The organism is Allobosea sp. 05T433, from assembly GCF_056396065.1.
On the sequence record NZ_JBFTKS010000014.1, the window covers coordinates 75,412 to 97,583 of the forward strand.

The 22,172-nt window shown below is 65.6% G+C and carries 22 protein-coding genes; 11 read left to right on the forward strand and 11 right to left on the reverse strand.

What is annotated here, in order from left to right:
* Positions 1-11 precede the first annotated feature (11 nt).
* From AC1DGP_RS19760 to ubiA, 5 genes are all read left to right on the forward strand, one after another.
* A complete protein-coding gene (locus AC1DGP_RS19760) occupies positions 12-941 on the forward strand; it encodes a hypothetical protein (protein ID WP_476769157.1) in 930 nt (309 codons plus the stop codon).
* A 190-nt stretch (positions 942-1,131) separates the two neighbouring features.
* Positions 1,132-1,632, forward strand: coding sequence for a sugar O-acetyltransferase (locus AC1DGP_RS19765; RefSeq protein WP_476832436.1), 501 nt, complete (start codon positions 1,132-1,134; stop codon positions 1,630-1,632).
* A 183-nt stretch (positions 1,633-1,815) separates the two neighbouring features.
* Entirely contained in the window at positions 1,816-2,310 is a 495-nt protein-coding gene (locus AC1DGP_RS19770) for a hypothetical protein (protein ID WP_476769155.1), read from the forward strand.
* A 109-nt stretch (positions 2,311-2,419) separates the two neighbouring features.
* Complete coding sequence (locus AC1DGP_RS19775; protein ID WP_476769173.1) at positions 2,420-3,211, forward strand: endonuclease/exonuclease/phosphatase family protein; 792 nt, start codon at positions 2,420-2,422, stop codon at positions 3,209-3,211.
* A 182-nt stretch (positions 3,212-3,393) separates the two neighbouring features.
* A complete protein-coding gene (gene ubiA, locus AC1DGP_RS19780; RefSeq protein ID WP_476832437.1) occupies positions 3,394-4,308 on the forward strand; it encodes a 4-hydroxybenzoate octaprenyltransferase in 915 nt (304 codons plus the stop codon).
* A gap of 153 nt (positions 4,309-4,461) precedes the next feature.
* Here the strand turns inward: ubiA and AC1DGP_RS19785 are convergent, their stop codons facing one another.
* From AC1DGP_RS19785 to AC1DGP_RS19805, 5 genes are all read right to left on the reverse strand, one after another.
* On the reverse strand, positions 4,462-5,178 hold the full coding sequence (locus AC1DGP_RS19785; RefSeq protein ID WP_476769153.1) for an amino acid ABC transporter ATP-binding protein: 717 nt from the start codon (positions 5,176-5,178) through the stop codon (positions 4,462-4,464).
* A 238-nt stretch (positions 5,179-5,416) separates the two neighbouring features.
* Complete coding sequence (locus AC1DGP_RS19790; RefSeq protein WP_476769152.1) at positions 5,417-6,628, reverse strand: ABC transporter substrate-binding protein; 1,212 nt, start codon at positions 6,626-6,628, stop codon at positions 5,417-5,419.
* Between the two features lie 26 nt (positions 6,629-6,654).
* Positions 6,655-7,695, reverse strand: coding sequence for an SMP-30/gluconolactonase/LRE family protein (locus tag AC1DGP_RS19795; protein ID WP_476832438.1), 1,041 nt, complete (start codon positions 7,693-7,695; stop codon positions 6,655-6,657).
* 8 nt (positions 7,696-7,703) lie between these two features.
* A complete protein-coding gene (kce, locus tag AC1DGP_RS19800; RefSeq protein ID WP_441491173.1) occupies positions 7,704-8,630 on the reverse strand; it encodes a 3,5-dioxohexanoate:acetyl-CoA acetone transferase in 927 nt (308 codons plus the stop codon).
* 49 nt (positions 8,631-8,679) lie between these two features.
* Positions 8,680-9,465, reverse strand: a complete 786-nt coding sequence (locus AC1DGP_RS19805; protein ID WP_476769172.1) for a cyclase family protein — start codon at positions 9,463-9,465, stop codon at positions 8,680-8,682.
* An 88-nt stretch (positions 9,466-9,553) separates the two neighbouring features.
* Here AC1DGP_RS19805 and AC1DGP_RS19810 point away from each other — a divergent pair, with 88 nt between their 5' ends.
* Both AC1DGP_RS19810 and AC1DGP_RS19815 read left to right on the forward strand, forming a co-directional pair.
* On the forward strand, positions 9,554-10,261 hold the full coding sequence (locus AC1DGP_RS19810) for a TetR family transcriptional regulator (protein WP_476769150.1): 708 nt from the start codon (positions 9,554-9,556) through the stop codon (positions 10,259-10,261).
* Between the two features lie 80 nt (positions 10,262-10,341).
* Positions 10,342-10,752, forward strand: a complete 411-nt coding sequence (locus AC1DGP_RS19815; RefSeq protein WP_441506738.1) for a YunG family protein — start codon at positions 10,342-10,344, stop codon at positions 10,750-10,752.
* 181 nt (positions 10,753-10,933) lie between these two features.
* Here the strand turns inward: AC1DGP_RS19815 and AC1DGP_RS19820 are convergent, their stop codons facing one another.
* Positions 10,934-11,383 (reverse strand): hypothetical protein, encoded by a 450-nt coding sequence (locus AC1DGP_RS19820; RefSeq protein ID WP_441491170.1) that lies wholly within the window; start codon positions 11,381-11,383, stop codon positions 10,934-10,936.
* Positions 11,384-11,572: 189 nt separating this feature from the next.
* Between AC1DGP_RS19820 and AC1DGP_RS19825 the strand changes: the two genes are divergently transcribed.
* Positions 11,573-12,673 (forward strand): PLP-dependent transferase, encoded by a 1,101-nt coding sequence (locus tag AC1DGP_RS19825; RefSeq protein WP_476769148.1) that lies wholly within the window; start codon positions 11,573-11,575, stop codon positions 12,671-12,673.
* A 241-nt stretch (positions 12,674-12,914) separates the two neighbouring features.
* Positions 12,915-13,430 (forward strand): peptide-methionine (S)-S-oxide reductase MsrA, encoded by a 516-nt coding sequence (msrA, locus tag AC1DGP_RS19830; RefSeq protein WP_476769147.1) that lies wholly within the window; start codon positions 12,915-12,917, stop codon positions 13,428-13,430.
* A 344-nt stretch (positions 13,431-13,774) separates the two neighbouring features.
* Here the strand turns inward: msrA and AC1DGP_RS19835 are convergent, their stop codons facing one another.
* The 3 genes from AC1DGP_RS19835 to AC1DGP_RS19845 form a co-directional block, all read right to left on the reverse strand.
* Positions 13,775-14,620 carry a class I SAM-dependent methyltransferase gene (locus tag AC1DGP_RS19835; RefSeq protein ID WP_476769146.1) on the reverse strand — a complete coding sequence of 282 codons (846 nt, stop codon included), beginning with the start codon at positions 14,618-14,620 and terminating at the stop codon, positions 13,775-13,777.
* Positions 14,621-14,747: 127 nt separating this feature from the next.
* The gene (locus tag AC1DGP_RS19840; protein ID WP_476769145.1) at positions 14,748-16,247 is read right to left on the reverse strand and encodes a pyridoxal phosphate-dependent decarboxylase family protein; all 1,500 of its coding nucleotides are present in this window, start codon (positions 16,245-16,247) and stop codon (positions 14,748-14,750) included.
* 16 nt (positions 16,248-16,263) lie between these two features.
* Entirely contained in the window at positions 16,264-17,352 is a 1,089-nt protein-coding gene (locus AC1DGP_RS19845) for a PLP-dependent cysteine synthase family protein (protein ID WP_476769144.1), read from the reverse strand.
* Positions 17,353-17,483: 131 nt separating this feature from the next.
* Here AC1DGP_RS19845 and AC1DGP_RS19850 point away from each other — a divergent pair, with 131 nt between their 5' ends.
* Entirely contained in the window at positions 17,484-19,481 is a 1,998-nt protein-coding gene (locus AC1DGP_RS19850; protein WP_476769143.1) for a transcriptional regulator, read from the forward strand.
* 25 nt (positions 19,482-19,506) lie between these two features.
* Here AC1DGP_RS19850 and AC1DGP_RS19855 read toward each other — a convergent pair whose 3' ends face one another.
* The gene (locus tag AC1DGP_RS19855; protein WP_476769142.1) at positions 19,507-20,265 is read right to left on the reverse strand and encodes a sulfite exporter TauE/SafE family protein; all 759 of its coding nucleotides are present in this window, start codon (positions 20,263-20,265) and stop codon (positions 19,507-19,509) included.
* Positions 20,266-20,335: 70 nt separating this feature from the next.
* The gene (locus tag AC1DGP_RS19860; protein WP_476832439.1) at positions 20,336-20,605 is read right to left on the reverse strand and encodes a YjiS-like domain-containing protein; all 270 of its coding nucleotides are present in this window, start codon (positions 20,603-20,605) and stop codon (positions 20,336-20,338) included.
* A 181-nt stretch (positions 20,606-20,786) separates the two neighbouring features.
* Here AC1DGP_RS19860 and AC1DGP_RS19865 point away from each other — a divergent pair, with 181 nt between their 5' ends.
* Positions 20,787-22,130, forward strand: a complete 1,344-nt coding sequence (locus tag AC1DGP_RS19865; protein ID WP_476832440.1) for an aminotransferase-like domain-containing protein — start codon at positions 20,787-20,789, stop codon at positions 22,128-22,130.
* Positions 22,131-22,172 lie beyond the last annotated feature (42 nt).

The window sequence follows — 22,172 nt, forward strand, 5'->3', positions numbered from 1 at the left end:
GCGAGCCCGCCATGACGCATTTTTCCTACACGGGCTCCGGCCCCTATTGCTACGCCAATTCCTTCGCGATGATGTTCGGGGCCGACGCGCCCTCCACCGCGGTGATCGAGATCGCCATCGGCAGTCCGTTCGGCATGCAGTTGATCGGCGGCACGCTGCCATTCTTCGATCCCTATGGCTGGGACCCGGAGAAGGGCTTTGAGGACGCGCTTTCGTCGCTCGGCTGGACATCGACGGTCACGCAGGGCGGCGAAGCCGAGGAGGCCCTCGCCCGCCTCAAGGCGGCGCTGGCTGGCGGACCAGTCTGGATCGGCCCGGTCGAGATGGGGCATCTGCGGCACCAGCCGGGCATGCGTGGACCGATCGAGGCGGACCACTATGTCGTCGTCCTTGAAGCGGATGACGAGCGTGTGGTGATGCATGATCCGCAAGGCTATCCCTATGCCACCCTGCCGGTCGCCGATTTCATGGCCGCCTGGAGCGCCAGCACGCTGATCTATGGCGCGCCCTACACCATGCGAACCACCTTCAGGCGCGTCGCAGAGGTCAGCGAGGTGGAGACGATCCGTGCGTCCGTTCGCGCGGCGATCCGCTGGCTGTCGATGGACGGCGATCTCGGCATGCCGGCCGGAAGCCTCGGCAATGGCGAAGCAGCCGAAGCCCTGGCGGCACGGATCGAGGCGCGATGCGACGAGGCGCTGCGCGGCCATATGGTCCATTTCGCGGTCAGGGTCGGCGCCCGCCGCGCGGTCGATGCCGCAGCCTGCCTGGCGCGCGCCGGCTATGCCGAGGCCGCGCGGATTGCCGACAGGCAGGCGCGCCTGATCGGCGCGATGCAATATCCGCTGGTTGTCGGCAACGACGCCGTTGCGGCGACCGCCCTTCGTGACCTGGCGCCCACCTACGACATGCTGCGGACGGCCTTGGAAAACCAAAGGTGAATGCCTGCCTGGGAGTGGACGCGCCTGGACGTTTGGACGCTTATCCCGGCGATTTGCAGCTACCCTCAGCGAATCCCGGCGGCGCTGTCATGCACCGGGACCTCGCTTGGCCGCGCCCGGAGGACAATACCGAATGGCGAATGCTGATCGCACCAGGTTCATTCCCAGGAGAACGCCGGAATCGGCGGCGATGTCGGCAAACGTCAAGCGGGCGATGGCGATCACCGCCACCCTCAACCGTTTGACCTATAACGATGCCGATGAAGTCCGGGCCTTGTTCAGCGATCTCATCGGCAAGAAGGTCGACGACAGCTTCGTATTGATACCGCCGTTCTATACGGAAAATGGGGTCAATATCCGTGTCGGGCGCAATGTCTTCGTCAATCAGAACTGCACCTTCTATGATCTCGGCGGGCTCGATATTGCCGACGACGTGCTGATCGGGCCGAATGTGAGCATCATCACGACCGGCCACCCCCTTGAGCCGTCCCAACGGCGCGCCGGCGTCACCGCAAAGCCCATCGCGATCGGGAGAAATGTCTGGATCGCAGCCGGTGCGACCATCATCGGCGGCGTGACGATCGGAGAGAATTCGGTCGTCGCGGCGGCTTCGGTCGTCACCAGGGACGTTCCTTCGAACACTCTTGTCGGTGGCAATCCGGCGCGGGTCATTCGTTCGATCGCCGACTGAAGAACCCTCCCTATAATGGGCAGTGAAATGCTCCTTCGCCCGCGATCCCCTGGCGAATGCCGGGCCGGTTAAGGTTTACGCGGCACGGCCGGTCCATCGGCATTGCGTCAGCGCCATTGGTGGCGCAGAGGAAACGAGCGGGCTGCAGGTCACATGTGTCACCTGGCTCTTGAGAACTCTCCCATGTCTATCGCCCGTCTCTGCTTTGCGGCTTTCGCCGCCGCGCTTCTGTGCGTCGTGCCTGCCGCCGCCAAGAATTTCGCGGTTCCCGACAAGAACCCGGCCATCACGCTGACCGTTCCGAACAACTGGAAGACGCAGGAGATCGAGTTCGGCTACTCCGCGCGCCCGCAGGACGAGGCGATCTTCTTCTCGGTCGAGTTCGCGCATGCCCGTGAGATCGACAAGATGATGGCCACGAACGAATCCTGGATGAAGGAAAACAAGATCAAGCAGGTGAAGCCGATCCAGGCAGAAGTCCCGATCAACGGGATTTCCTCGACTGTCTTCCAGTTCCGCACCACTGACGCGAATGGCCCGACGACAGTCGATTTCATCCTGATGCCGGCCGGCAGCGGCCGGATGATCATGATCACCGTCTGGGGCAATGACGAAGAGCGCGAGACGCACGCCAAGGCGCTCGACGATATCTTCGGCAGCATCAAGTCGATCAACTGAGAAGACCGGCGCGTATCGGGCCTTCCGATACGCGCCTCCCCCAACGGCCGCACGACCGACCGTGCAGCACGTGGCGGCAATTGCCGCGCAGCGCGACAAGGCGTTAGTCATTGTCCGGGATTTCCGCGTGATCCGCGCTCTCTCCGCATCGGACGCCTATCTCCGCAGCGCTCTACCCGACATCCTGTGCCTGCAGGAAGTCGTGCATACGCCTTCGTCGTCAAAGGATTGGCTGACCTACCGCGACGGCGACCATGTTCTTCCCCAGCGTGCAAACTTCTTCCGCGATATCGGCGCGGCTCTGCCCGACCATACCGCAATGTTCTTCCCGGCGGCGCAGGGCATTCTCTGGGACGACGGTAAACCCGTGCCCTCGCAATGGGGCCTCGCGACATTCGTGCGATCGGCCTATCCGATCATCGGGCAGGCGCAAGGCTTCGTGCACAAGGCGTTCTCCTGGGATGGCTACGGAGACCATCCCAGGTCGCGCAACGCTCACGTCATCCGACTTTTCGATTTCGAACGGGGGTGGCCGATCACCATCGCGCATATGCATGGGCTTCGCGACCTCGCGGGCAAGCTGGACACACAAGAGCGCCTGGAGCAGGCGACGCGCTTCGCGCGGTTGATCGCGAATGTCGCGCCGCCGGGGGAGCGCCTGGTCGTCTGCGGCGATTTCAATGTCGAACCTGGCAGCCGGACGTTCGACATCCTGGCCGAGATCGGCTTGCACGACCTCGTCACGGCGACCGGATGCACCGACACCCGAACCTCGCACTACAAGAAGGCCAGTCGCTACGCCGACTATATGCTCGTGCGCAGCAGCATCGACGTGATCGAATTCACGGTGGTCGAGCATCCCGAGGTCTCGGACCATCGACCGCTTCTTCTCAGGATATGACAGGCGCCGCCGGAGATAGGCGACATGCTGCTGGAGCGCTTGTCGGAAGCGGATGGCGCGCCGCGTCGCCCCCGGTGCCGACGCCGATCCTTGGCGCACAAATTCCACTCTGCGATGGTGCTGGAATCGCGGACAAGACTGTCGCGTTCATCGGAAGTTCGCGACAGGACATAGATCTGGTCATGACAACGGCAAGCCGTCCGGACTTAAGCGACATCCATCAGGGCGATTGGGTCGACCGCCGGCTGCCGGCCGCATGGCGGCCCTATACGCGGCTGGCGCGGMTCGATCGCCMCGTGGGCATATGGCTCACGTTGTTCCCCTGTTGGGCCGCCTTGATCCAGGCCTCCCATGGCGTTCCCGACCTCGGGCTCCTGGCCATCTTCTTGCTCGGTGCGTTGCTGATGCGAAGCGCCGGCTCCACCATCAACGATATCGCCGATCGGAACTTTGACGGCCATGTCGAGCGAACCCGCTTCAGGCCGTTGGCAAGCGGGCAGATCGGCACGCGACAAGCCTTCGTCTTTCTGGGCGTCCAGCTCGCGCTGGCGGCTGCGCTGCTGCTTGGCCTTGCCCCATACACAGCTCTGGTCGCGCTCTGCGTACTCCCGCTCGTGTTCATCTACCCGCTTTGCAAGCGTTTCACCCATTGGCCGCAAGCCGTCCTGGGCGCGGCCTTCAATTGGGGCATGCTCATGGCATGGGCCGAGGTCGCGGGACAAATCCCGCCCGGCCCGGTGCTGATGTGGGCCGGGGCCATCGCCTGGCAGATCGGCTACGATACCGTCTATGCCTATGTCGACGTAAAGGACGATAGCCGCCTCGGGCTGAAATCGACGGCGATCCTGTTCGGGCGGCACGGCAAGGCGTGGGTTGGGCTGTTCTATGCGCTGACGCTTGCAGCCTGGTCGCTTGGTGGCTGGCTGCTGGGCATGTCGCTGCCCTACGCCATCGGCATGCTGCTGATCGCCGCGCATCTGGCCTGGCAGACCTGGCGGATCGACCTTGCCCGCCCCGACGTGAATTTCGGGCTGTTCCTGGCGAACATCCTGACCGGGGCGCTGCTGGCCGCTACCGCCCTGCTGGGAACGATGTGAGGCCCGGCGCGGTCGGTCGCGAAACTCGCTCGCTAAGGCCCGCGGTTCCCGACTGACATGCATCCTCATGCCCCTCGATCTCCGCCCTCGCCAGCAGCTGCCCCCCTTAAGCCGACGTTCGACCCGCTTAATTTGCTCCTGCCGGCGGTGAGCTCAATGCAATAGGACTGCGCTTAGAAACGTCTCGAGCTCTGGCGTGCGAGGCCGGGCGAGTGTCGCGGCCGCGGGACCTTCCTCCCAGATCAGGCCCTGGTGCATGAACGCCACGCGGTTGGCGACCTTGCAGGCAAAGCCGATGTCGTGGGTCACCAGCATGATGGTCATGCCGTCGCGCACCATCTCCTCCAGCAGTTTCGGCACCTCGCCGACCAGCTCCGGATCGTCGAACAGGATGAGTTGCGGCAACATCGCCAGCGAACGCGCGATGGCCAGACATTGCTGCTGACCGCCGGAGAGCTGATCGGGATAGGGATCGATCTTCTCGGCCAGTCCCACCTTTCGCAGCACGGTTTCGGCCAGGCGCCGTGCCTCGGCCAGCGGCACCCCCTTCACCACATTGGGCGCTAGCGTGATGTTCTCCTCGGCGCTGAGATGCGGGAAGAGATTGAAGCTCTGGAACACGATGCCGACATGCAGGCGCAGCTTGCGCAGATCCGTGCCGGGATCGTTGACCACGGTGCCGTTGAAGGAGATGGTGCCGCCCTGGATAGGCTCCAGCCCGTTCACGCAGCGCAGCAAGGTGCTCTTGCCCGAGCCCGAGCGGCCGATGACGGCGATGATCTCCCCCTTCGCGACGGTGAGCGACACGCCATTCAAGACCGTGTGCTGGCCGTAGCGCTTGACCACGTCATTCAGATCAAGGAGCGACATGCAGCCTCCGCTCGAGCCGCCGGCTCCATTGCGTCATGTCGAAGCAATGCGCGAAGTCAATGATGGTGATCATGACATAGATGGCGATGAGCCGGAAGGTGGTACAGGCGCCGACTCCAGCGTCACCAAACACCCCGTCCCGGTCTCCACGAAACCGGCGGCGCGCGCGGCGGCGTCGCTGCTGGCCTGGAGGCCAGGGCGATGACATCCCCAACCCCAGACCATCGGCGACGCCTCTCTATTTCTTGAGAGCCGGGCAGGCGCCGTCTGCGAGCGAGCGGAAGGCCTGGTCTCCGGGGATGGTCGCGACGAGGTTGTAGAAGTCCCAGTCGCCCTTCGACTCCTCCGGCTTCTTCACCTGGAAGACGTAGAAGTCATGGACCATGCGTCCGTCCTCGCGCAGCTTCGCGTTGCGCACGACATCGTCCTCGATCGGGATCTCGCGCATCTTGGCGATGACCGTCTTGGCATCGTCCGATTTCGCGGCTGCGACCGCCTTGAGATAATGCCGGACCGCCGAATAGATTCCGGCATGGATGGCCGAGGGAACGGTGCCGTTCTTCGCCTTGAAGCGCTCGGAGAAGGCGCGCGTCCGATCATCCAGGTTCCAGTAGAAGCCTTCCGTCAGCACGGTGCCCTGCGCGCCCTGGAGGCCGACGCTCTTCACATCCATCACGGTCATGAAGAAGGCGACCAGCTTCTGGGCGCCCTGGCCGACGCCAAAGTCCCGCGCCGTCTTGATCCCGGCGATCGTGTCGCCACCGGCATTGGCCAGCGCGATGATGTCGGCGCCCGAGCCTTGCGCGGTCAGGAGCTGCGACGATAATTCGGTTGCGGGAAAGGCATGCCGGACCGAGCCGAGATAGTTCCCGCCCTTGGCCGTCACCAGGGTCTTGGTATCGGCTTCGAGCTGGTGTCCCAGCGCATAATTCGCCGTCACCAGATACCATTTCGAGCCGGGCTTCGTCAGCGCATTCGCGACCCCGGAGACCTGGACATAGGTGTCCCACATCCATTGCACGATATGATCGGGCTGGCAGGCGTCACCGGTCAGCCGCGCCGTGCCGCCCGGAAACAGGCCGACCCGGTTCTTCTCCTTCAGCAGCGGCGGCAAGGCGAGCTGGAGCGAGGCGTTCGACATGTCGGCGAGGACATCGACCTTCTGCTGGTCGATCCATTCGCGCGCGATCACGGAGGCGACATCGGCCTTGTTCTGATGATCGGCCGAGACGGTTTCGATCGTCATGCCGGCGCATTCGGCCGCAAGGCAATCATCGATCGCCATCCTTGTCGCCAGCACCGATCCCTTGCCGGTGATGTCGGAATAGACGCCGGACATGTCGGTGAGGACGCCGATCTTGACGACTCCGTCGGAGATCTCCGCCTTGGCCGCGAGACCCGGCCACCCGAGCGCCAGCGCGACCGTCGCTGCTACGAACTTGATCCGCATTCCAAATCCTCCCAATCCGTCGACCGTCAGGCGGGTCGATCGTTCCCGTGCCAATGAGCCAGCGGCAATCCGGCAACAGGTGACCGGAATGTCGGAATGCGCGTGCCCCTCAGGCTGCCGATATAGGCGGTGCGCAGATCGGGACCGCCAAAGGTGATGCTGGCGAACCAGGGGGCGATGCTGCCGCCACAGGCGAGCATCAGCTCGGGCGTCGCCTCGTCGCGGGCGAAGGCCGCCATCAGCGCCCTGCCCGCCGCGCTGCCGCGATCATCGTCGAGCAGGATGCGCAGGTCGCCGTCGGGCGTGATCGCAAAAATGCGGTCGGTCATGACATGGGTGCCCCAGAGATTGCCGTGGGCGTCGAAGGCGATGCCGTCGATGAAGGCGCCATGATCGCTGGGGCCGAATGTCTCTCGCTGCGAAAGGCTGCCATCCCCGCCGACACGCAGCCGCGTCACGCGGCGGCCGCAGGTCTCGACGACATAGAGCCACTCCTCGGCGGCATCGAGCCTGATCTCGTTGGTGAAATGGAAGCCGTCGGCGACGACGCGCAGGCGCCCGCCATCATAGAGCGCGACATAGCCGTCCCGGATCGCGGGGCTCATCGCCTTCATCCAGTTCTTCGTCCGGGTCGAGATCGTCAACCAGATCCGGTCCCGGCTGTCGCGCAGCACGAAATTGACCTTGCCGATCGGCTCGCCGCCGATGTTGTCGATCAGGACGCGCGTCTGCCCGTCCCGGGTCATGATCTCGAGCCGGTCGGTCCCGAAATTCGAGATCAGGATGTCGCCATTGCGGGCAAAGGCCAGCCCGTTCGGCAAGGTGCCGGCGACGAAGCGGTCCTCGTCGTTTCCGGCCTCGGCAAAGCCGCGGCTCGCCTGCTGCACGATCAGCCGCTGGTGCCCGTTCGGGACGATGCGCACGACACCGCCGCGCGCATCGGCTGACCAGAGCGTGCCGTCGCGCTCGGCCAGGATGCATTCCGGGCGCTGCAGGCACTCGCCGACATAGCTGATCGCCGCTGGATCGACCGTGAAGCCGTCGATCGGATTGGATGTCCCCGCCATGGCGCGCCTCAGAAGTTCACCTGGTCGCCGCCCTTCAGCCCGAGCGTGGCGCGTGCTTCCGCCGGCGTCGCGATCTCCATTCCGAGTTCCTCGACAATGCGCCGGATCTTGGCGACCTGCTCGGCATTGCTGCGGGCGAGCTGCCCGCGGCCGATGAACAGGCTGTCCTCGAGGCCGACGCGGACATTGCCGCCCATCATCGCGGCCTGCGTGCAGAACGGCATCTGGTGGCGGCCCGCGGCCAGCACGGACCACTGATAGTCCTTGCCGAACAGCTTGTCGGCCGTACGCTTCATGAACATCAGATTGTCCATGTCGGCGCCGATGCCGCCGAGAATCCCGAAGATCAGCTGCAGGAAGACCGGAGGCTTGAACCAGCCCTGATCGAGGCAATGGGCGAGGTTGTAGAGATGGCCCACATCGTAGCATTCATGCTCGAACTTGGTGCCGTGCCCCTCGCCGAGCAGCTTATAGATCCGCTCGATATCGGCGAAGGTGTTGCGGAAGATGAAATCCTTCGTGCCGGAGAGATAGGGCTCTTCCCAGCCATGTTTCCAGTTGCTGTAGCGCTTGGCGAGCGGATGCAGCGCAAAGTTCATCGAGCCCATGTTGAGCGAGCACATCTCGGGCGCGGCCTGCAGCGGCGCGGCAAGACGCTCCTCGACGGTCATGTTGAGACCGCCGCCCGTGGTGATGTTGATCACCGCATCGGTCGCCTGCTTGATCCGCGGCAGGAACTCCATGAACACGGCCGGATTGGGCGTCGGCCGCCCATCCCTGGGATCGCGCGCATGCAGATGCAGGATGGCGGCGCCGGCCTCCGCCGCCTCGATCGCCTGCTGGGCGATCTCGCCCGGCGTGATCGGCAGGTGCTCGGACATGGTCGGCGTATGAATGCCGCCCGTGACCGCACAGGTGATGATGACCTTGCCCATATGCCCCTCCCCGGGATCGGCCGTTGTGTTTCGACCTATGCCTGCGATGTCATGCGTTCAGAATGGCGACAGCCCGGGTCCAGCCGGCCGAGCCGCCCTTCACCTTCACCGGCAGGCAGGAGATGGTGAATCCCGTCGGCGGCAGCGCTTCCAGATTGTGCAGCTTCTCGATCTGGCAGTAGCCCGCCTCCCGGCCGGCCTTGTGGCCTTCCCAGATCAGCGAGGCGTCGCCGGTCTCGGCGAAGCGGCGCGCGGTATGGCTGAACGGAGCATCCCAGCTCCAGCCATCGGTGCCGACGACGCGGATGCCCTGCCGGACGAGATGCAGCGTGGCCGCTCGCCCAAAACCGCAGCCGGAATGGATATAGTCGGCCTCGCCATAGCGCTGGCCGGCGCGGGTGTTGGCGACGACGATCTCGAAGGGCTGCAGGCGATGGCCGATGCGCCGGAGTTCGGCGTCGATTTCGTCCGGCGTCACGACATGCCCGTCCGGCATATCGCGAAAATCGAGCTTCACGCCCGGCCTGATGAACCAGTCGAGCGGCAATTCATCGATCGTCGCGGCCCGCACGCCGCCATCCATCGTCGGATGATAATGCCAGGGGGCATCGACATGGGTGCCGTTATGGGTCGAGATATTGACCTGCTCAACCGCCCAGCCCTGGCCGTCCGGAAGCTGTTCGGGGCGCAGACCCGGAAAGGCAGCGGCGATTTCCGTCGCCGTCTCACCGTGATGGCGGTAGTCGATCCTGACCTTCTGGAAGGGCGGATCGGCCGGTACGTCGTTTTCTAGGGGAATGGACAGATCGATCAGGTTCATCGCCGCCAGCCGCATGCCGGGCTTGCCGGCGTCGGGAATGGGATAGGATATCTTGGACGATCGTACAAGATCATCGACGAGGAGTGCTGATGGAGCGGGCGGCATGACCGGACCGGGCGAGGCAAAACGTTCGCGGAAGGCCGAGGCGGCGCAAGATCGGCGGCTCGCGATCCTCAGCGCGGCCGAGGCCCTGTTCGCCGAACGTGGCTATTCCGGCGTTTCGGTCCGCGACATCGCGGGCGCGGCCAAGGTGCCGCTTGCCCTTGTCGGCTATCACTTTGGGCGCAAGGAGGACCTGTTCTCCGCGGTCTTCGCGCATCGCAGCGGCTACGTCACCGAGCGCATCGACAGGATTGCCGCGGTCGATATCTCCGGCGCCAATCCCCATGCGGTCGAGGATCTGGTCCGGGCCTGGGCTGAGCCGGTCATTCGCCTGCGGGAAGCCGGCGCAGACGCATTCTCGTTGCTGGTCGCCCGCACCGCCTGGGATCCCGGGCCGGAGGCGAGCGCGATCATCGAGCGCGTCTATGACCGTCTGGCGCATAGCCTGATCGATGCGATGATGCAGGCCCTGCCCGGCCGCTCACGCGAGACAATGGTCTGGGGCTATGAATATGCGCTCGGAGCGCTCCTGATGCATGTCGCCGACCGCCGGGTCGAACGGCTCTCCGAAGGCCGTGCGCAATCGGGCGACCCGCGCATGTGCGATTTCTTCGTCCACATGATCGCGGCCCTGTTCCGCGCGCTTCCTGTTGCGAGTGACGAAGCCGCGTTGCGCGAGGGTGAGGCGCCATCGGGACTGAGAGCGTGACTGGTCGCGTGCGACGCAAGATCCATCGGAGCGAGCTTGAACCTCAGCAGGATCCGATGCCGGAACCCATGGGAGTCGCCATGCCGAACCAGACCAAGCTCCAGGACCGAATGTTGCGCCTTCGCGAGGCTTTAGAGGCGTCCTGGGACGGACGAACCTCGTACAAGGCGGCTGTGAAGCCCGGCAATCCCGCCCTTGGTCAGTGTTACCCAACCTCACGGGTCGTGCAGCACTATTACCCGCAAACGGAAATCATCAAGGGAATGGTGTGGACGGGCGAAAGTGACGAAACCCATTTCTGGAACGGCCTGCCGGTCGGCGAGGATTGGTATCACATTGACCTCAGCTGGCAGCAATTCCCGCCGGGATCGATGATCAGGGAGTTCGCGGTGCTCGACCGCGAGAACCTTGGAGACACGGAAGCAACGCTCCAACGCTGCGCGCTGTTGCTGAGCCGGGTCGAAGACTATCTTAAAACATCAGCCCGCTGACCGGCGCATGGCGCAGACGCAAGGGGGAATGTCCGGGCGAGCCAGTCGGACGCGTCGTGAGCAGCCGAGATCAGATGGATTCCTGATCCCTCTACTTTTGGACGGAAACTGCCTCCCTTGCTACGCAAGGGTCGGACCGGATGCGAGATCCGGTCCGGTGAACTGGTTGCCGGATGGTCTTCTACTGCTTGAAGCCGATCAGCACGCCATCTGCGCCGAGCGAAAGCTGAAGCCCTTGCCGGCGCGTCGCCAATCGCAGGGTCACGCCCTTGTCGTTGCGCAGATAGACATTGCCGCCGCCCTGCCTGCCAACCGCCCAGCCTTCCTTCAGCTGGACATAAGCGCCGGCGAAATCAGACACTTTGCGCAGCCCGTAGACCGTCCCGGTTGCGACCGTGCGCGATGCGCCGATGGAGCCGATGCCAAGGCCGCCGACCGAGATCGGATAGGAGCGGCCCTGAAAGCGCAAGGTGCCGCCGCCCGCCTCGCCCGAGGCGATGAAACCGGCGGAAACCTGCTCGATGCGAACAGTGCCGGTCGAAGGCCCGAGCGGCGGCGACTGCGCCAAGGCGGGTGATGCCAGCATCAGAAGGGCCGCGAAAGAAACGGCTGTCTGCCTCATCGTCGTCATCGTCTACTCCTCGCGCTCGCTTGGTGGCGCAGAGGTTTAACGCGCGAAGGGCGATTTCGATCCCGATGCAGCGATAAGTTGTGTCGGAGCCCCCTAGCGATCGCCCCGTCCCCTTTGACAGCGGCGGGGAGCGGCCCCCACCCTTGCTGGCTCAGGGGGCTGTCGACCCCGGCGATTCGGTGAGGCGCAATGACCGACGACAATCCCGCCCGGCATTGGCGGACCAAGCTCGTGCACCCCAGGGTGGCCGCATCGCAGGATTTTCGCGCCCTCGTCCCCGCCATTCATCGCGGCTCGACCGTGCTGTTCGAGCGCGTCGCCGAGGCTCGCGACGACTGGCGCGGCGAAGGCTACTCCTACGGCCTCTACGGCACGCCGACGACGCGCGAACTCGCGCTGCGCATCGCCGACCTCGAAGGCGCGCGCGCGAGCTTCGTCGTGCCGGGCGGCCAGGCGGCGATCGCGCTGATCTATCTCGCCTTCTGCCGTGCGGGCGATCACGCCCTCCTGCCCGAGACCGCCTATGGGCCCAACCGCGAACTCGCCGATGAGCTGCTGGCCGGGCTCGGCATCACGGTCGAGACCTATGATCCGCTGATCGGCTCCGGCATCGCTGCGCTGATCCGGCGAAACACGCGGCTGATCTGGTGCGAGAGCCCCGGCACGATCACCATGGAGGTGCAGGACGTGCCGGCCATCGTCGCCACAGCGCATGCGGCGGGCGTACCTGTGGCGCTCGACAACACCTATGCGGCGGGCGTGTTGTTCGATGCCTTCGCGCATGGGGTCGATGTCAGCATGCAGGCGCTGACCAAATATGTCGGCGGCCATAGCGACATCCTGCTCGGCACCGTCTCGGTCGGGACGGCGGAGGCGCAGGAGCGGATCGGCGCGACACACCGCCTGCTCGGCATGGCGGTATCACCGGACGATTGCGCGCTTGCCCTGCGCGGTCTGGAGACGCTGGCCGTTCGCCTCGACCGCCTGGAGAGGACGACGCTGGAGATCGCCCACTGGCTCAAGGCGCGCCCCGAGGTCGCGCTCGTGCTCCACCCGGCCCTGCCGGACTGTCCGGGGCACGAGATCTGGCGGCGCGATTTCACCGGCTCGGCGAGCGTGTTCTCGGTGGTGTTCGAGCCGGGCTGGGATACGCAGCGCGTCACAGATGTCGTCGAGGCGCTGCGCCTGTTCCGCTGGGCTTCAGCTGGGGCGGCACGCATAGCCTGGCGATGGCCTACCCGCCGCTACCGCGGACCCAGCGCGGCTATGATGGCCGGATCGTCCGGCTGAATGTCGGCCTGGAGGAGCCCGCCGACCTCATCGCCGACTTGGAGCAGGCCCTGAAGCAGGTCGCGTAGCGTGACGTGAATTTGCCTTACCTGGACGCGCACGGCCATCGACACGCCCTCCTTGCACGTCATCTCTGGCGATAAAGCCATGGCGATCGCCCCCTGGCGATCACCCCCCTTGGCGATTACTTGCCAGACGAAGCACTGTTTCGCATGCGATCGGCTGAAGAAGGAGAAGAGCAATGACTGGCGCAACTGAACGGGCCGTGCTGGCTGGTGGCTGCTTTTGGGGGATGCAGGATCTGATCCGGCGTCGCCCCGGCGTCATTTCCACCCGGGTCGGCTATTCCGGCGGCGACGTGCCGAATGCGACCTATCGCAATCATGGCACCCACGCCGAGGCGATCGAGATCGTCTTCGATCCGGAGAAGACGAGTTTCAGGGATATGCTCGAATTCTTCTTCCAGATTCACGACCCGACCACGAAGAACCGGCAGGGCAACGATATGGGCCTGAGCTATCGCTCGATGATCCTCTACGGGTCCGAAGAGCAAAGGAAAGTGGCGGAGGAGACGATCGCCGATGTCGATGCCTCGGGCCTGTGGCCGGGAAAAGTCGTCACCGAACTGGTGCCGGTCTCCGACTTCTGGGAGGCCGAGCCGGAACACCAGGATTATCTCGAGCGCCAGCCCGGGGGGTACACCTGCCATTTCGCCCGCCCGGACTGGAAGCTGCCGCGCCGCAGCCACGCCGCCTGACGATCGCAGGCGGGGCATGGAGAAGGGCTCGGCGCGACGAGCCCTTCGGCGGGTTGGCGGATCGGTTCCAGAGCCTGGCGCTGCCTGAGCCCGTGTCGATGACCATGCCGGGGCCGAGTGCAGGACCAGGCCGTCGGCTTTGGCCGGCCGCAGAGACGCCTTCGCGCCCAGCCTGATCACGATCCCTCTCCTCGACAGCACGGGAATGGCGTTCGCTTGGGGCCCATTCCCGGCGTCCTGGCCCTGGTCGGGACGATAGCGACGGTCCGCACGCGCCCCGGCGCAGACCCGCCCCAATGACAGCCACGCGCCGATGCCTTGGTCGTGAACGCACGCGCCGGGTCCTAGCGCGAGCCGACGATCACCCTTGCAGTCGACATCAGGCGCAGTTTGCCGTCCCGGATGGACTGGCGCGCCAGGTCGAGGACTTCGCTGCGGATCCGCTCCGCCGTCTCAGCATCGGCCTTGGCGAGCCCGGCAACGACCGGGGCGGCGATGTCGTTCATGAACTGCCAGTATTGCTCCGGCGTCTCGTGAACCATCTCGGCCGACACCTCCTCTTCGGTGATGTCGTGCAAGCCCGCTGCGGCAAAGGCGGAACGCATCAGGCCCTCCGGCGCGCAGCGAAACAGGCCTGGCGAACCCGGTGGCGGTGGCGGCATCTCAACATGACGCGCAATCGTGCCCATGATGGTCGTTGCCCAGGGATTCTTCTCCGGGGCGCTCCACACGGCGGCGCAAATGCGAGCGTTCGGCTTAGCCACGCGTGCGAACTCGCGCGCCGCTGCATCGATGTCGGGGAAGAACATGAAGCCAAAGCGGCAGAGTACGGCGTCGAAGCTCGCATCGTCGAAGGGCAACGCACCGGCATCGCACGGTCTGGTGTCGAAATTCCGCAGGCCGCGACGCGCAGCGTTCTCTGCCGCTACCGCCAGCATGGCTTGCGAGAGGTCGGTCACGGTCACGCGCCCCCGCGGGACCAGCGCCGCCGCCGAGAGCCCCGGCTCGCCGGTGCCGGCAGCCACATCCAGGACATGGGAATCGTCATGGAGATCGGCCTGTCTGATCATCGCCGCACCGAAGGGAGCAAGCCAACTCAGGACCAGGCGATCCCATGTCTTCCAGCCGGCGGAAAAACGATCCCAGGTGTCGCGCTGCTGGTCGCGGATCTGATCGAGGTTCGTGGACATGCACGTTTTCCTTCCGTGATGTACTTCCGACCCGAAAACTGAGACTAGCATGGACCGACTGCGGCAGGTTTCAACCCGTTTCGCCGTGCAACAGTGCTCGCGGGGGCGAGACGTTGACCTCAGCCCCTCAGGCTGCCTGCTCTGCCATACCCGTTCGAAGGTTCAGCACGGCGGCCACAAGCTGATCCAGATCCTCCAGCCTCGTCCTGTGATTGCAGATCGCCACGCGCAGGCAGTGCCGCCCCCGGAGCGTCGTGTCGGACAGGGCAGCAATGCCGGTCTCCTGGAGGCGAAGCATGATCTCGACATTGATCTGCTTGACGCGCTCCTCGTCACGGCCCTCCGGAGCGACACGAAAGCAGACGATATTGATCTCCGGCTGGGCAACCAGCTCCAGGGCCGGCTGCGACCGGATCAGCTCGGCGAGATAGGCGGCCTGCGCGATGTTCTGGTCGATCAGGCGGCCGAATTTCGCAACGCCGTGCTCCATCAGCGCCATCCAGACCTTGAGGGCGCTGAAACCGCGCGTCGTCTGCAGCCCATATTCGTATAGCCAGTCCCCAGACGCGATGCCCCGCGTAGTGGTCTGCAGATATTCCGGGGAGACGGCAAAGCTGTTCCTGTGGCTTGCCCGGTCACGGATCAGAGCGCAGCCGACCTCGAACGGAGCGTGGAGCCATTTGTGCGGATCGAGCGCCACGGAATCGGCGCGCTCGATACCCCTCACCCGCCAGGCGTTCTTCGGTGCGATCGTCAGCAGGGCGCCAATGCAGCCGTCGACATGGAACCAGATGTTTTCATCGGCCGCGATGTCGGCGAGCGCCGCCAGATCGTCGACAGCACCGGAATTGACGGTGCCGGCCGTGCCGATGATGCAGGCGGGATGAAAGCCCTCGGCGCGGTCCTGCGCGATCGCGGCCTGCAGCGCATCCAGGTCGATCCGGCAGCTGGGGCCGGTCGGAATCCGGCGCAAGGCCTTGTTGCCGAGCCCGAGTGCCTCGACGGTCTTGCGGTGGCAGGAATGGACCTGATCGGATGCATAATAGCGCAAGGGCAGATCCAGCGCGGCGACCCCGTGCTCGCGCAGATCGATCCCCGCCGCCGTGTTGCGCGCGACGGTCAGCCCGATCAGGTTCGCCACCGAGCCGCCGCTGACAAGAGTGCCGCTGGCCGAAGACGGCAGGCCGACCATATCGCGCAGCCAGCCGACGACCTGCTGGTCGAGCCGGGCAGCAGCATGGCTCCCGCCGCCCAGGTTCGAGCCCTGAACGGCGGCGATGAAGTCGCCGAGCGCACCGGAGAAATTGCCCGCCCCCATGAACCACGACCAGAAGCGGGGATGGATATTGCCCATCGGATAGGCCAGCACGCTGTCGCGCACCAGGCCGTAGACCTGCTCGATCGGCCTGGGCTGATCGGGCACGGGGGCGCGGAACAGCGCCTCGACCTCGCCCGGCATCGGCCGCCAGACCGGCCGTTCGCGCAGATCCCTGAGATGGCGGACCGCGTCGTCGACGACGCGATGCGCCAGCGCGGCAACCGCGTCCCATTCCTGCGGATCGAGCGTTTCCTCCCCGCCATATCCGTCGGGATCCGTCTGCATCAATGGTCCCACACGCGCGTCCATGACTGTCTCCTCCGCGCTATTCGGCAGCGATCTGGAAACCGGGCGTCGATTGCGACAATGCCAGTTCGTCCGCGTCCATCCCGGGTTCGATCGCGTCGAACATCGGGGTCGAGAGGTAGCGCTCGCCGGTGTCGGGCAGCATGCACAGGATGACGGAGCCCGCCGGCGCCGTAGCAGCGACCTCCCGGGCGACGCCAAAACTCGCTCCCCCCGAGATGCCGGTGAAGATCCCTTCCTTTTGCGCCAGCAGCCGGGCCCACTCGATCGCCTTCGGTCCGGCAATCGGAACCACGTCGTCATAGTAATGCTCGTCGATCGCCTCCTGCAGCACATCGGGGATGAAATCCGGCGTCCAGCCCTGGATCGGATGCGGCTCGAAGGCGGGATGGCTAGCCGATGGCGCGCCTCCCGCACCACGCTGCTGGCTCTGGCCGCTGCCGATCAGCCGCGCATTCGCCGGCTCGCTCAGGACGATCTTCGTCTCCGGACGTTCCCGCCTGAGCACGCGCGACACGCCGACCACCGTACCGCCGGTACCGTAGCCGGTGACGAAATAGTCGAGGCGTGAGCCGGCGAAATCGCCGACGATCTCGCGGCCTGTGGTGGCCTCGTGGATGGCGGCATTGGCCTTGGTCTCGAACTGCCGGGCAAGGAACCAGCCATTCTTCTCGGCCAGTTCGACGGCCTTCAGATACATGCCGAACCCCTTTTGCGCCCGCGGCGTCAGCACGACCTTCGCGCCGAGCATCCGCATCAGCAGCCGACGTTCGACCGAAAAACTATCCGCCATGGTGACGACGAGCGGATAGCCCTTCTGCGCACAGACCATGGCGAGCCCGATGCCGGTATTGCCGCTGGTCGCCTCGACGACCGTCTGCCCGGGCCGCAAGGCGCCGCTGCGCTCGGCCTCCTCGATGATGGCCACCGCCAGCCTGTCCTTGACCGAGGCGGCCGGATTGAAGAATTCGGCCTTCACATAGATCGTGGCGTGATCGACGCCGAGATTGTTGATGCGGATGGCCGGGGTGTCGCCAATCGTGTCGAGCACGGTTTCGAACAGGCGGCCCCGACCTTGCGTCGTCCTCGAAATGTCCATCGAAGGCATGGTTTCCCTCCTTCATGACTGACTTCCGGCGGTGGCCATCCCAGCCGCCGCAGCTTCCGGCTGTGCGGATAGTCAGGGGATGCTAGGATGGCGGTGGGGTACTCCGCGTGGGAGCCACCGTTGGAGTGCGCATGGAATCGCAGGGTTCCGATGCCGATTTTTCAAGGCCCGAGCTCGAGCTCCGGCTCCTCGGTCCGCTGAAGCTCCTGCGCGCCGGTGCGGCCGAGACGCTTCCGCCCTCGCGCAAGGTGCGGGCGCTGCTTGCCTATCTCGCGCTGGCTTCGCGTCCGGTTCCCCGCGAGCGCCTCTGCAGCCTGTTATGGCAGGTCCCCGACGATCCGCGCGGCGAGCTGAGATGGTGCCTCAGCAAGCTGCGAGCGCTGGTCGACGACCCCGCTCATCGTCGCGTCTTAGCCTGCGATGACGGCATCGCGCTCGATCTCGCGGGCTGCGATGTCGATGTCCTGCGCCTGCTTGCGGCTGCCGAAGCCGGCTTCGGGCGGCTTGGCGACACGGAGCTGCAGTCGCTCACTGCCGCGGCGGAGCAAGAATTCCTGGAAGGCACCGAGCTCGCCCAGAGCATCGAGTTCGAACACTGGGTGGCGAGCCGCCGGAGCGAGTTCCGCTCGTTCGAAATCGCATTGGTGGCCGAGACGGCGCGCAGGACAGCGAGGGGAACGCCAGCAGGCTGGGCCGCGGCCCGCAGATGGATCGAGCTTTCGCCGTTCGATATCGGCGCGCACGCCCGGTTCCTGGCCGAACTCTACGATCGGCGCCTGATCGACGACTGCACCCGGCACCTCGAGAGGACCGCCAGGAGTTTCGCGGCCGACGGCATCGATTTTGCCCCCATCGCGGCCGCCTGGAGGGAGTTGAGGACGACGCCCGCGTCCGTCGCCGCCGAGGCCGCCGGCCATGAGACGACAGAGCCTTCGGCGCAGCACCGGATTTCCGTTGCGATCATGCCGCTCCAGGAAGTGAGCGCGAACGGCATCGGCCCCAGCGATCTCGGCAACGCCCTGACACATGACGTGATCAGCCGCCTGGCGCGCCTGCGTGGGCTCTTCGTCATCGCGCGCGGCTCGGTCTTCGCGATTGCGCCGGAGCAGCTGGGATATCGCGAGATCGGCGAGCGGCTGGGCGTCCGCTATGTCGTCACCGGGCTGCTGGAGCGGCACGAGCGCGCCACCACCGCCGTCATCGAAGTCGTCGAGGCGGCGAGTGCGCATATCGTCTGGACGGACCGGTTCGAGGCCTCTTCGCTCGATCGGCTCGCCGTGCTCGACGAGATCGGCAACGGCATCGTTTCGGCGATCGCTTCCGAAATCGAGACCGCGGAGCGCAATCGCGCGATCCTGAGACCTCCGGAGTCGCTCGACGCGTGGGAAGCCTATCATCGCGGGCTCTGGCACATGTACCGCTTCACCGCCGCGGAAAATGAGCAGGCCGCGGCGTTCTTCCGCCGCTCGGCGCAGCTCGATCCGACCTTTTCGCGCGCCCAGGCCGGCCTGTCCTTCACGCATTGGCAAAGGGCCTTCCAGCGCTGGGGCGAACGGAATGACGAAGTCCGACGGGCCATCGAAACCGCCGAACAGAGCCTGTTGATCGACGAGCAGAATCCCGCCGCCCATTGGTCGATGGGACGAGCCATGTGGCTCGCCGGCGATCAAGCCGAAGCCATCGGCGCGCTGGAACGGTCCGTGGCGCTCAGCCCGAATTTCGCGCTCGGGCATTACGCTCTCGCCTTCGTCCACTGCCAGGCGGGGGATCCCGAAACCGCGATCGCGGCGTCCGACCACTCCCGTCTGCTGAGCCCGCATGATCCCTTGCTGTTTGGCATTCTGGGCACGCGTGCGATGGCGCTGGTCAGGCTGGGCGCCTTCGCGGAGGCGGCGCATTGGGGCGTGAAGGCGGCCGCGCGCCCCAATGCGCATGTGCACATCCTGGCCATCGCCGCGCATTGCCTCGCGCTTGCCGGCCGTATCGAGGAGGCGCGCACCCACGTCGCACGCATCCATGCCCTCAACCCGGGTTACCGGCTCGACGATTTCCTGACTACGTTCAGGTTCGAAGCGGATACCCAGATGCGCTACCGCAAGGCTGCGGCAGCCATCGGCCTGGCCCCGTGAAAGCGCGAGGTGCAGACAGTCGCGCTCAGCCCCAAAATCCAGAAATGCCGTCCCAGAGCAATTTCAGCGCCGTCACGACCAGCAGCGCGTAGCAGGCGCGATAGATCTGGCGCTGGTCGAGCGCGCCGTGCAGCCGCCAGCCCAGCCCGACGCCCATGGGAATGGCGAGCAGGCAAAGCGCCATCAAGGTCCAGACATGGGCGCTCGGCTTCACCAGCAGCAGCCACGGCACCAGCTTGGTCGCGTTGCCGACCGTGAAGAACAGGCTCGTGGTGCCCGCATAGATCTCCTTGCCGAGGCCGAGCGGCAGCAGATACATCGCCAGCGGCGGTCCGCCGGAATGGGCGACCATGGTCGTGACACCCGAGGCGAGACCGGCCGTGATCGCCTTCGGCGTCGAACGCGGCCGGGTCGTCACCTCAGCGCCTCCGACAAGCCAGAGGCCGACGAAGATCAGGGTGATCACCCCCATCGCGAGCGTGACGGTCCGGTGGTCAAGAGAGCGGAACAGCAGAAAGCCCGCCCCGATGCCGATCACGAGCCCCGGCAGGAGCAGCACGAGATCCGGCTTCGACCAGGTCGAGGGCTTGAAGTAGCGCAGCGCATAGAGATCCATCGCGATGAACAGGGGCGCGAGCAGCCCGCCGGCGGTGACCGGGTCCATCACGAGGGACAACAGCGGAATGCCGATGATGGCGAAGCCGCCGCCAAAAGCTCCCCGCATGAAGCCAATCAGGAAGACGCCGGCAAAGGCGACCAGGATTGTGGCCCAGGTCAGGTCCATGTGGCGGCCTCCATGGAGGACGCGTGCCGGCCTCCGCCTGCGCAAGGGCCCATCGCGGCCGAGGAGGCCATCATCCCCTCCTCGCTCCACCGGAAGGGCTGACGAGGCCGCGGACCGCGTCTTCGATCTCGCTCCGCGCCAGGCCGATATCCCGCAATGCCGCGTCATCACATTCGCGAAGCCATGCAATCGCGTCGCGGCGGACGAAATAGCCCGCGATCCAGCGGTAAGAGGCGCCGAGCAGCCGGAACGGTGCGCCGGGCGTCCCTGCGACCGCATGCCGGGCGAAGGTTGCAGGAATGGGCGTCACGGAAGGTGAGATTGAAGGAATTGCAGACATGTCCTGTCTCCCAATGCTCGATCCGGGCAAGGCGACACCACAGCCGCAAGCGCTCGCCGAGCGGGCCACCTGCTGCTTTGAGTCCCGAAGACGTCGCGGCTCCCGGTTCAATCATGTTGATGCGGACAAAATGATCCGACATAATGCTCCGAGCAATCGAAACATTGACCTCGGTGCAATAATGTCGAAATCCGATTATCTGAAGCTCGCCGACGCGATCGCCGCGGAGATCGCCGACGGCACGCTCAAGCCGGGCGACCGCCTGCCGCCGCAGCGCAGCTTCGCCTATGACCGCGCGATCGCCGTCTCGACGGCGAGCCGCGTCTATGCCGAGCTGTTGCGCCGCGGCCTCGTCGTCGGCGAAGTCGGCAGGGGCACCTTCATCTCAGGCGATGCCAGGCGTGGCGTGGCGGCGCCAGGCGAGCCGCATGGCAGCCGGATCGACCTCGAGTTCAATTACCCGATCCTTCCCGACCAGACCGCGCTGATCGCCAAGAGCCTGGGCGGCCTGGACAATCCTGCCGCGCTGGATGCCGCGTTGCGACAGGCGACCAGCATCGGGACGCCGGCGGTGAGAGGCGTCGCAGCCACGTATCTGTCGCAGGGCGCATGGTCCGCCTCGCCCGAACAGCTCGTGTTCACCGGCAATGGCCGCCAGAGCCTTGCCGCAGCGCTCGCTGCGGTCGTTCCAGCGGGCGGCCGCTGCGGCGTGGAGGCCTTGACCTACCCCTTCATCAAGAGCATCGCCGCCCGGCTCGGGATTTCGCTGGTGCCGCTGGCGATGGACGAAGACGGCCTGCGGCCCGACGCGGTGCAAACGGCGCATCGCGAGGCCCAGCTCTCGGCCATCTATGTTCAGCCGGCGGTCCAGAATCCGCTGGGCATGACGATGAATGCGGCGCGCAGAGCCGATCTCCTGCGCGTTGTCGAGGAACTCGCGCTTCCGGTCATCGAGGACAATGTCTACGGCTTCCTCGACGATCAGCCACCGCTTGCCGCGTTGGCGCCCGCGTCCTGCATCGTCATCGACAGCCTCTCCAAGAAGGTCGCGCCCGGCCTGACGCTTGGCTTCATCGCGTCGCCCCCGCGCCTGCGGGAAAGCGTGGCGGCCTCGGTGCGCGCGGGCGGCTGGACCGCCTCGGGATTTGCGTTTGCGGCGGCGCAGCGGATGCTGGGCGACGGCACCGTTGCCGCGCTTGCGAGACTGAAGCGCCTCGACGCGCGGGCGCGCCAGAGATTGGCGGCCGACCGTCTCTCCGGCTTCGACATCCGGACCAACGGAAAATGCTATCATCTCTGGCTGACCTTGCCGGCGCATTGGCGCTCGCAGGCCTTCGTCGCGGCGGCAGCCAGGCGCGACATCGCGTTGACGCCGTCCTCGACCTTCGCCGTCAGCCCCGGCCATGCGCCCAACGCCGTCAGGCTGGCGCTGGCCTCCCCGACGATGGATCAGCTCGATACCGGCCTGCGCACACTGGCCGCGATGCTGAATGGCGGGGAGGACGACTTCGACTCGACGGAATGAGCGACGCGCGGCCGCTCATGCGCACTCTGTGTCCAGGGACCG

What these genes read in the sequence shown, in the direction of transcription:
- AC1DGP_RS19850 (WP_476769143.1), top strand. Translation starts at nt 17,484, where the DNA reads ATGGAATCGCAGGGTTCCGATGCCGATTTTTCAAGGCCCGAGCTCGAG.
- AC1DGP_RS19865 (WP_476832440.1), top strand. Translation starts at nt 20,787, where the DNA reads ATGTCGAAATCCGATTATCTGAAGCTCGCCGACGCGATCGCCGCGGAG.
- AC1DGP_RS19840 (WP_476769145.1), bottom strand. Translation starts at nt 16,247, where the DNA reads ATGGACGCGCGTGTGGGACCATTGATGCAGACGGATCCCGACGGATAT.
- AC1DGP_RS19815 (WP_441506738.1), top strand. Translation starts at nt 10,342, where the DNA reads ATGCCGAACCAGACCAAGCTCCAGGACCGAATGTTGCGCCTTCGCGAG.
- AC1DGP_RS19835 (WP_476769146.1), bottom strand. Translation starts at nt 14,620, where the DNA reads ATGTCCACGAACCTCGATCAGATCCGCGACCAGCAGCGCGACACCTGG.
- AC1DGP_RS19795 (WP_476832438.1), bottom strand. Translation starts at nt 7,695, where the DNA reads ATGGCGGGGACATCCAATCCGATCGACGGCTTCACGGTCGATCCAGCG.
- AC1DGP_RS19860 (WP_476832439.1), bottom strand. Translation starts at nt 20,605, where the DNA reads ATGTCTGCAATTCCTTCAATCTCACCTTCCGTGACGCCCATTCCTGCA.
- kce (WP_441491173.1), bottom strand. Translation starts at nt 8,630, where the DNA reads ATGGGCAAGGTCATCATCACCTGTGCGGTCACGGGCGGCATTCATACG.
- msrA (WP_476769147.1), top strand. Translation starts at nt 12,915, where the DNA reads ATGACTGGCGCAACTGAACGGGCCGTGCTGGCTGGTGGCTGCTTTTGG.
- AC1DGP_RS19770 (WP_476769155.1), top strand. Translation starts at nt 1,816, where the DNA reads ATGTCTATCGCCCGTCTCTGCTTTGCGGCTTTCGCCGCCGCGCTTCTG.
- AC1DGP_RS19765 (WP_476832436.1), top strand. Translation starts at nt 1,132, where the DNA reads ATGTCGGCAAACGTCAAGCGGGCGATGGCGATCACCGCCACCCTCAAC.
- AC1DGP_RS19825 (WP_476769148.1), top strand. Translation starts at nt 11,573, where the DNA reads ATGACCGACGACAATCCCGCCCGGCATTGGCGGACCAAGCTCGTGCAC.
- AC1DGP_RS19820 (WP_441491170.1), bottom strand. Translation starts at nt 11,383, where the DNA reads ATGACGACGATGAGGCAGACAGCCGTTTCTTTCGCGGCCCTTCTGATG.
- AC1DGP_RS19855 (WP_476769142.1), bottom strand. Translation starts at nt 20,265, where the DNA reads ATGGACCTGACCTGGGCCACAATCCTGGTCGCCTTTGCCGGCGTCTTC.
- AC1DGP_RS19760 (WP_476769157.1), top strand. Translation starts at nt 12, where the DNA reads ATGACGCATTTTTCCTACACGGGCTCCGGCCCCTATTGCTACGCCAAT.
- AC1DGP_RS19845 (WP_476769144.1), bottom strand. Translation starts at nt 17,352, where the DNA reads ATGCCTTCGATGGACATTTCGAGGACGACGCAAGGTCGGGGCCGCCTG.
- AC1DGP_RS19790 (WP_476769152.1), bottom strand. Translation starts at nt 6,628, where the DNA reads ATGCGGATCAAGTTCGTAGCAGCGACGGTCGCGCTGGCGCTCGGGTGG.
- AC1DGP_RS19785 (WP_476769153.1), bottom strand. Translation starts at nt 5,178, where the DNA reads ATGTCGCTCCTTGATCTGAATGACGTGGTCAAGCGCTACGGCCAGCAC.
- AC1DGP_RS19810 (WP_476769150.1), top strand. Translation starts at nt 9,554, where the DNA reads ATGACCGGACCGGGCGAGGCAAAACGTTCGCGGAAGGCCGAGGCGGCG.
- AC1DGP_RS19805 (WP_476769172.1), bottom strand. Translation starts at nt 9,465, where the DNA reads ATGCGGCTGGCGGCGATGAACCTGATCGATCTGTCCATTCCCCTAGAA.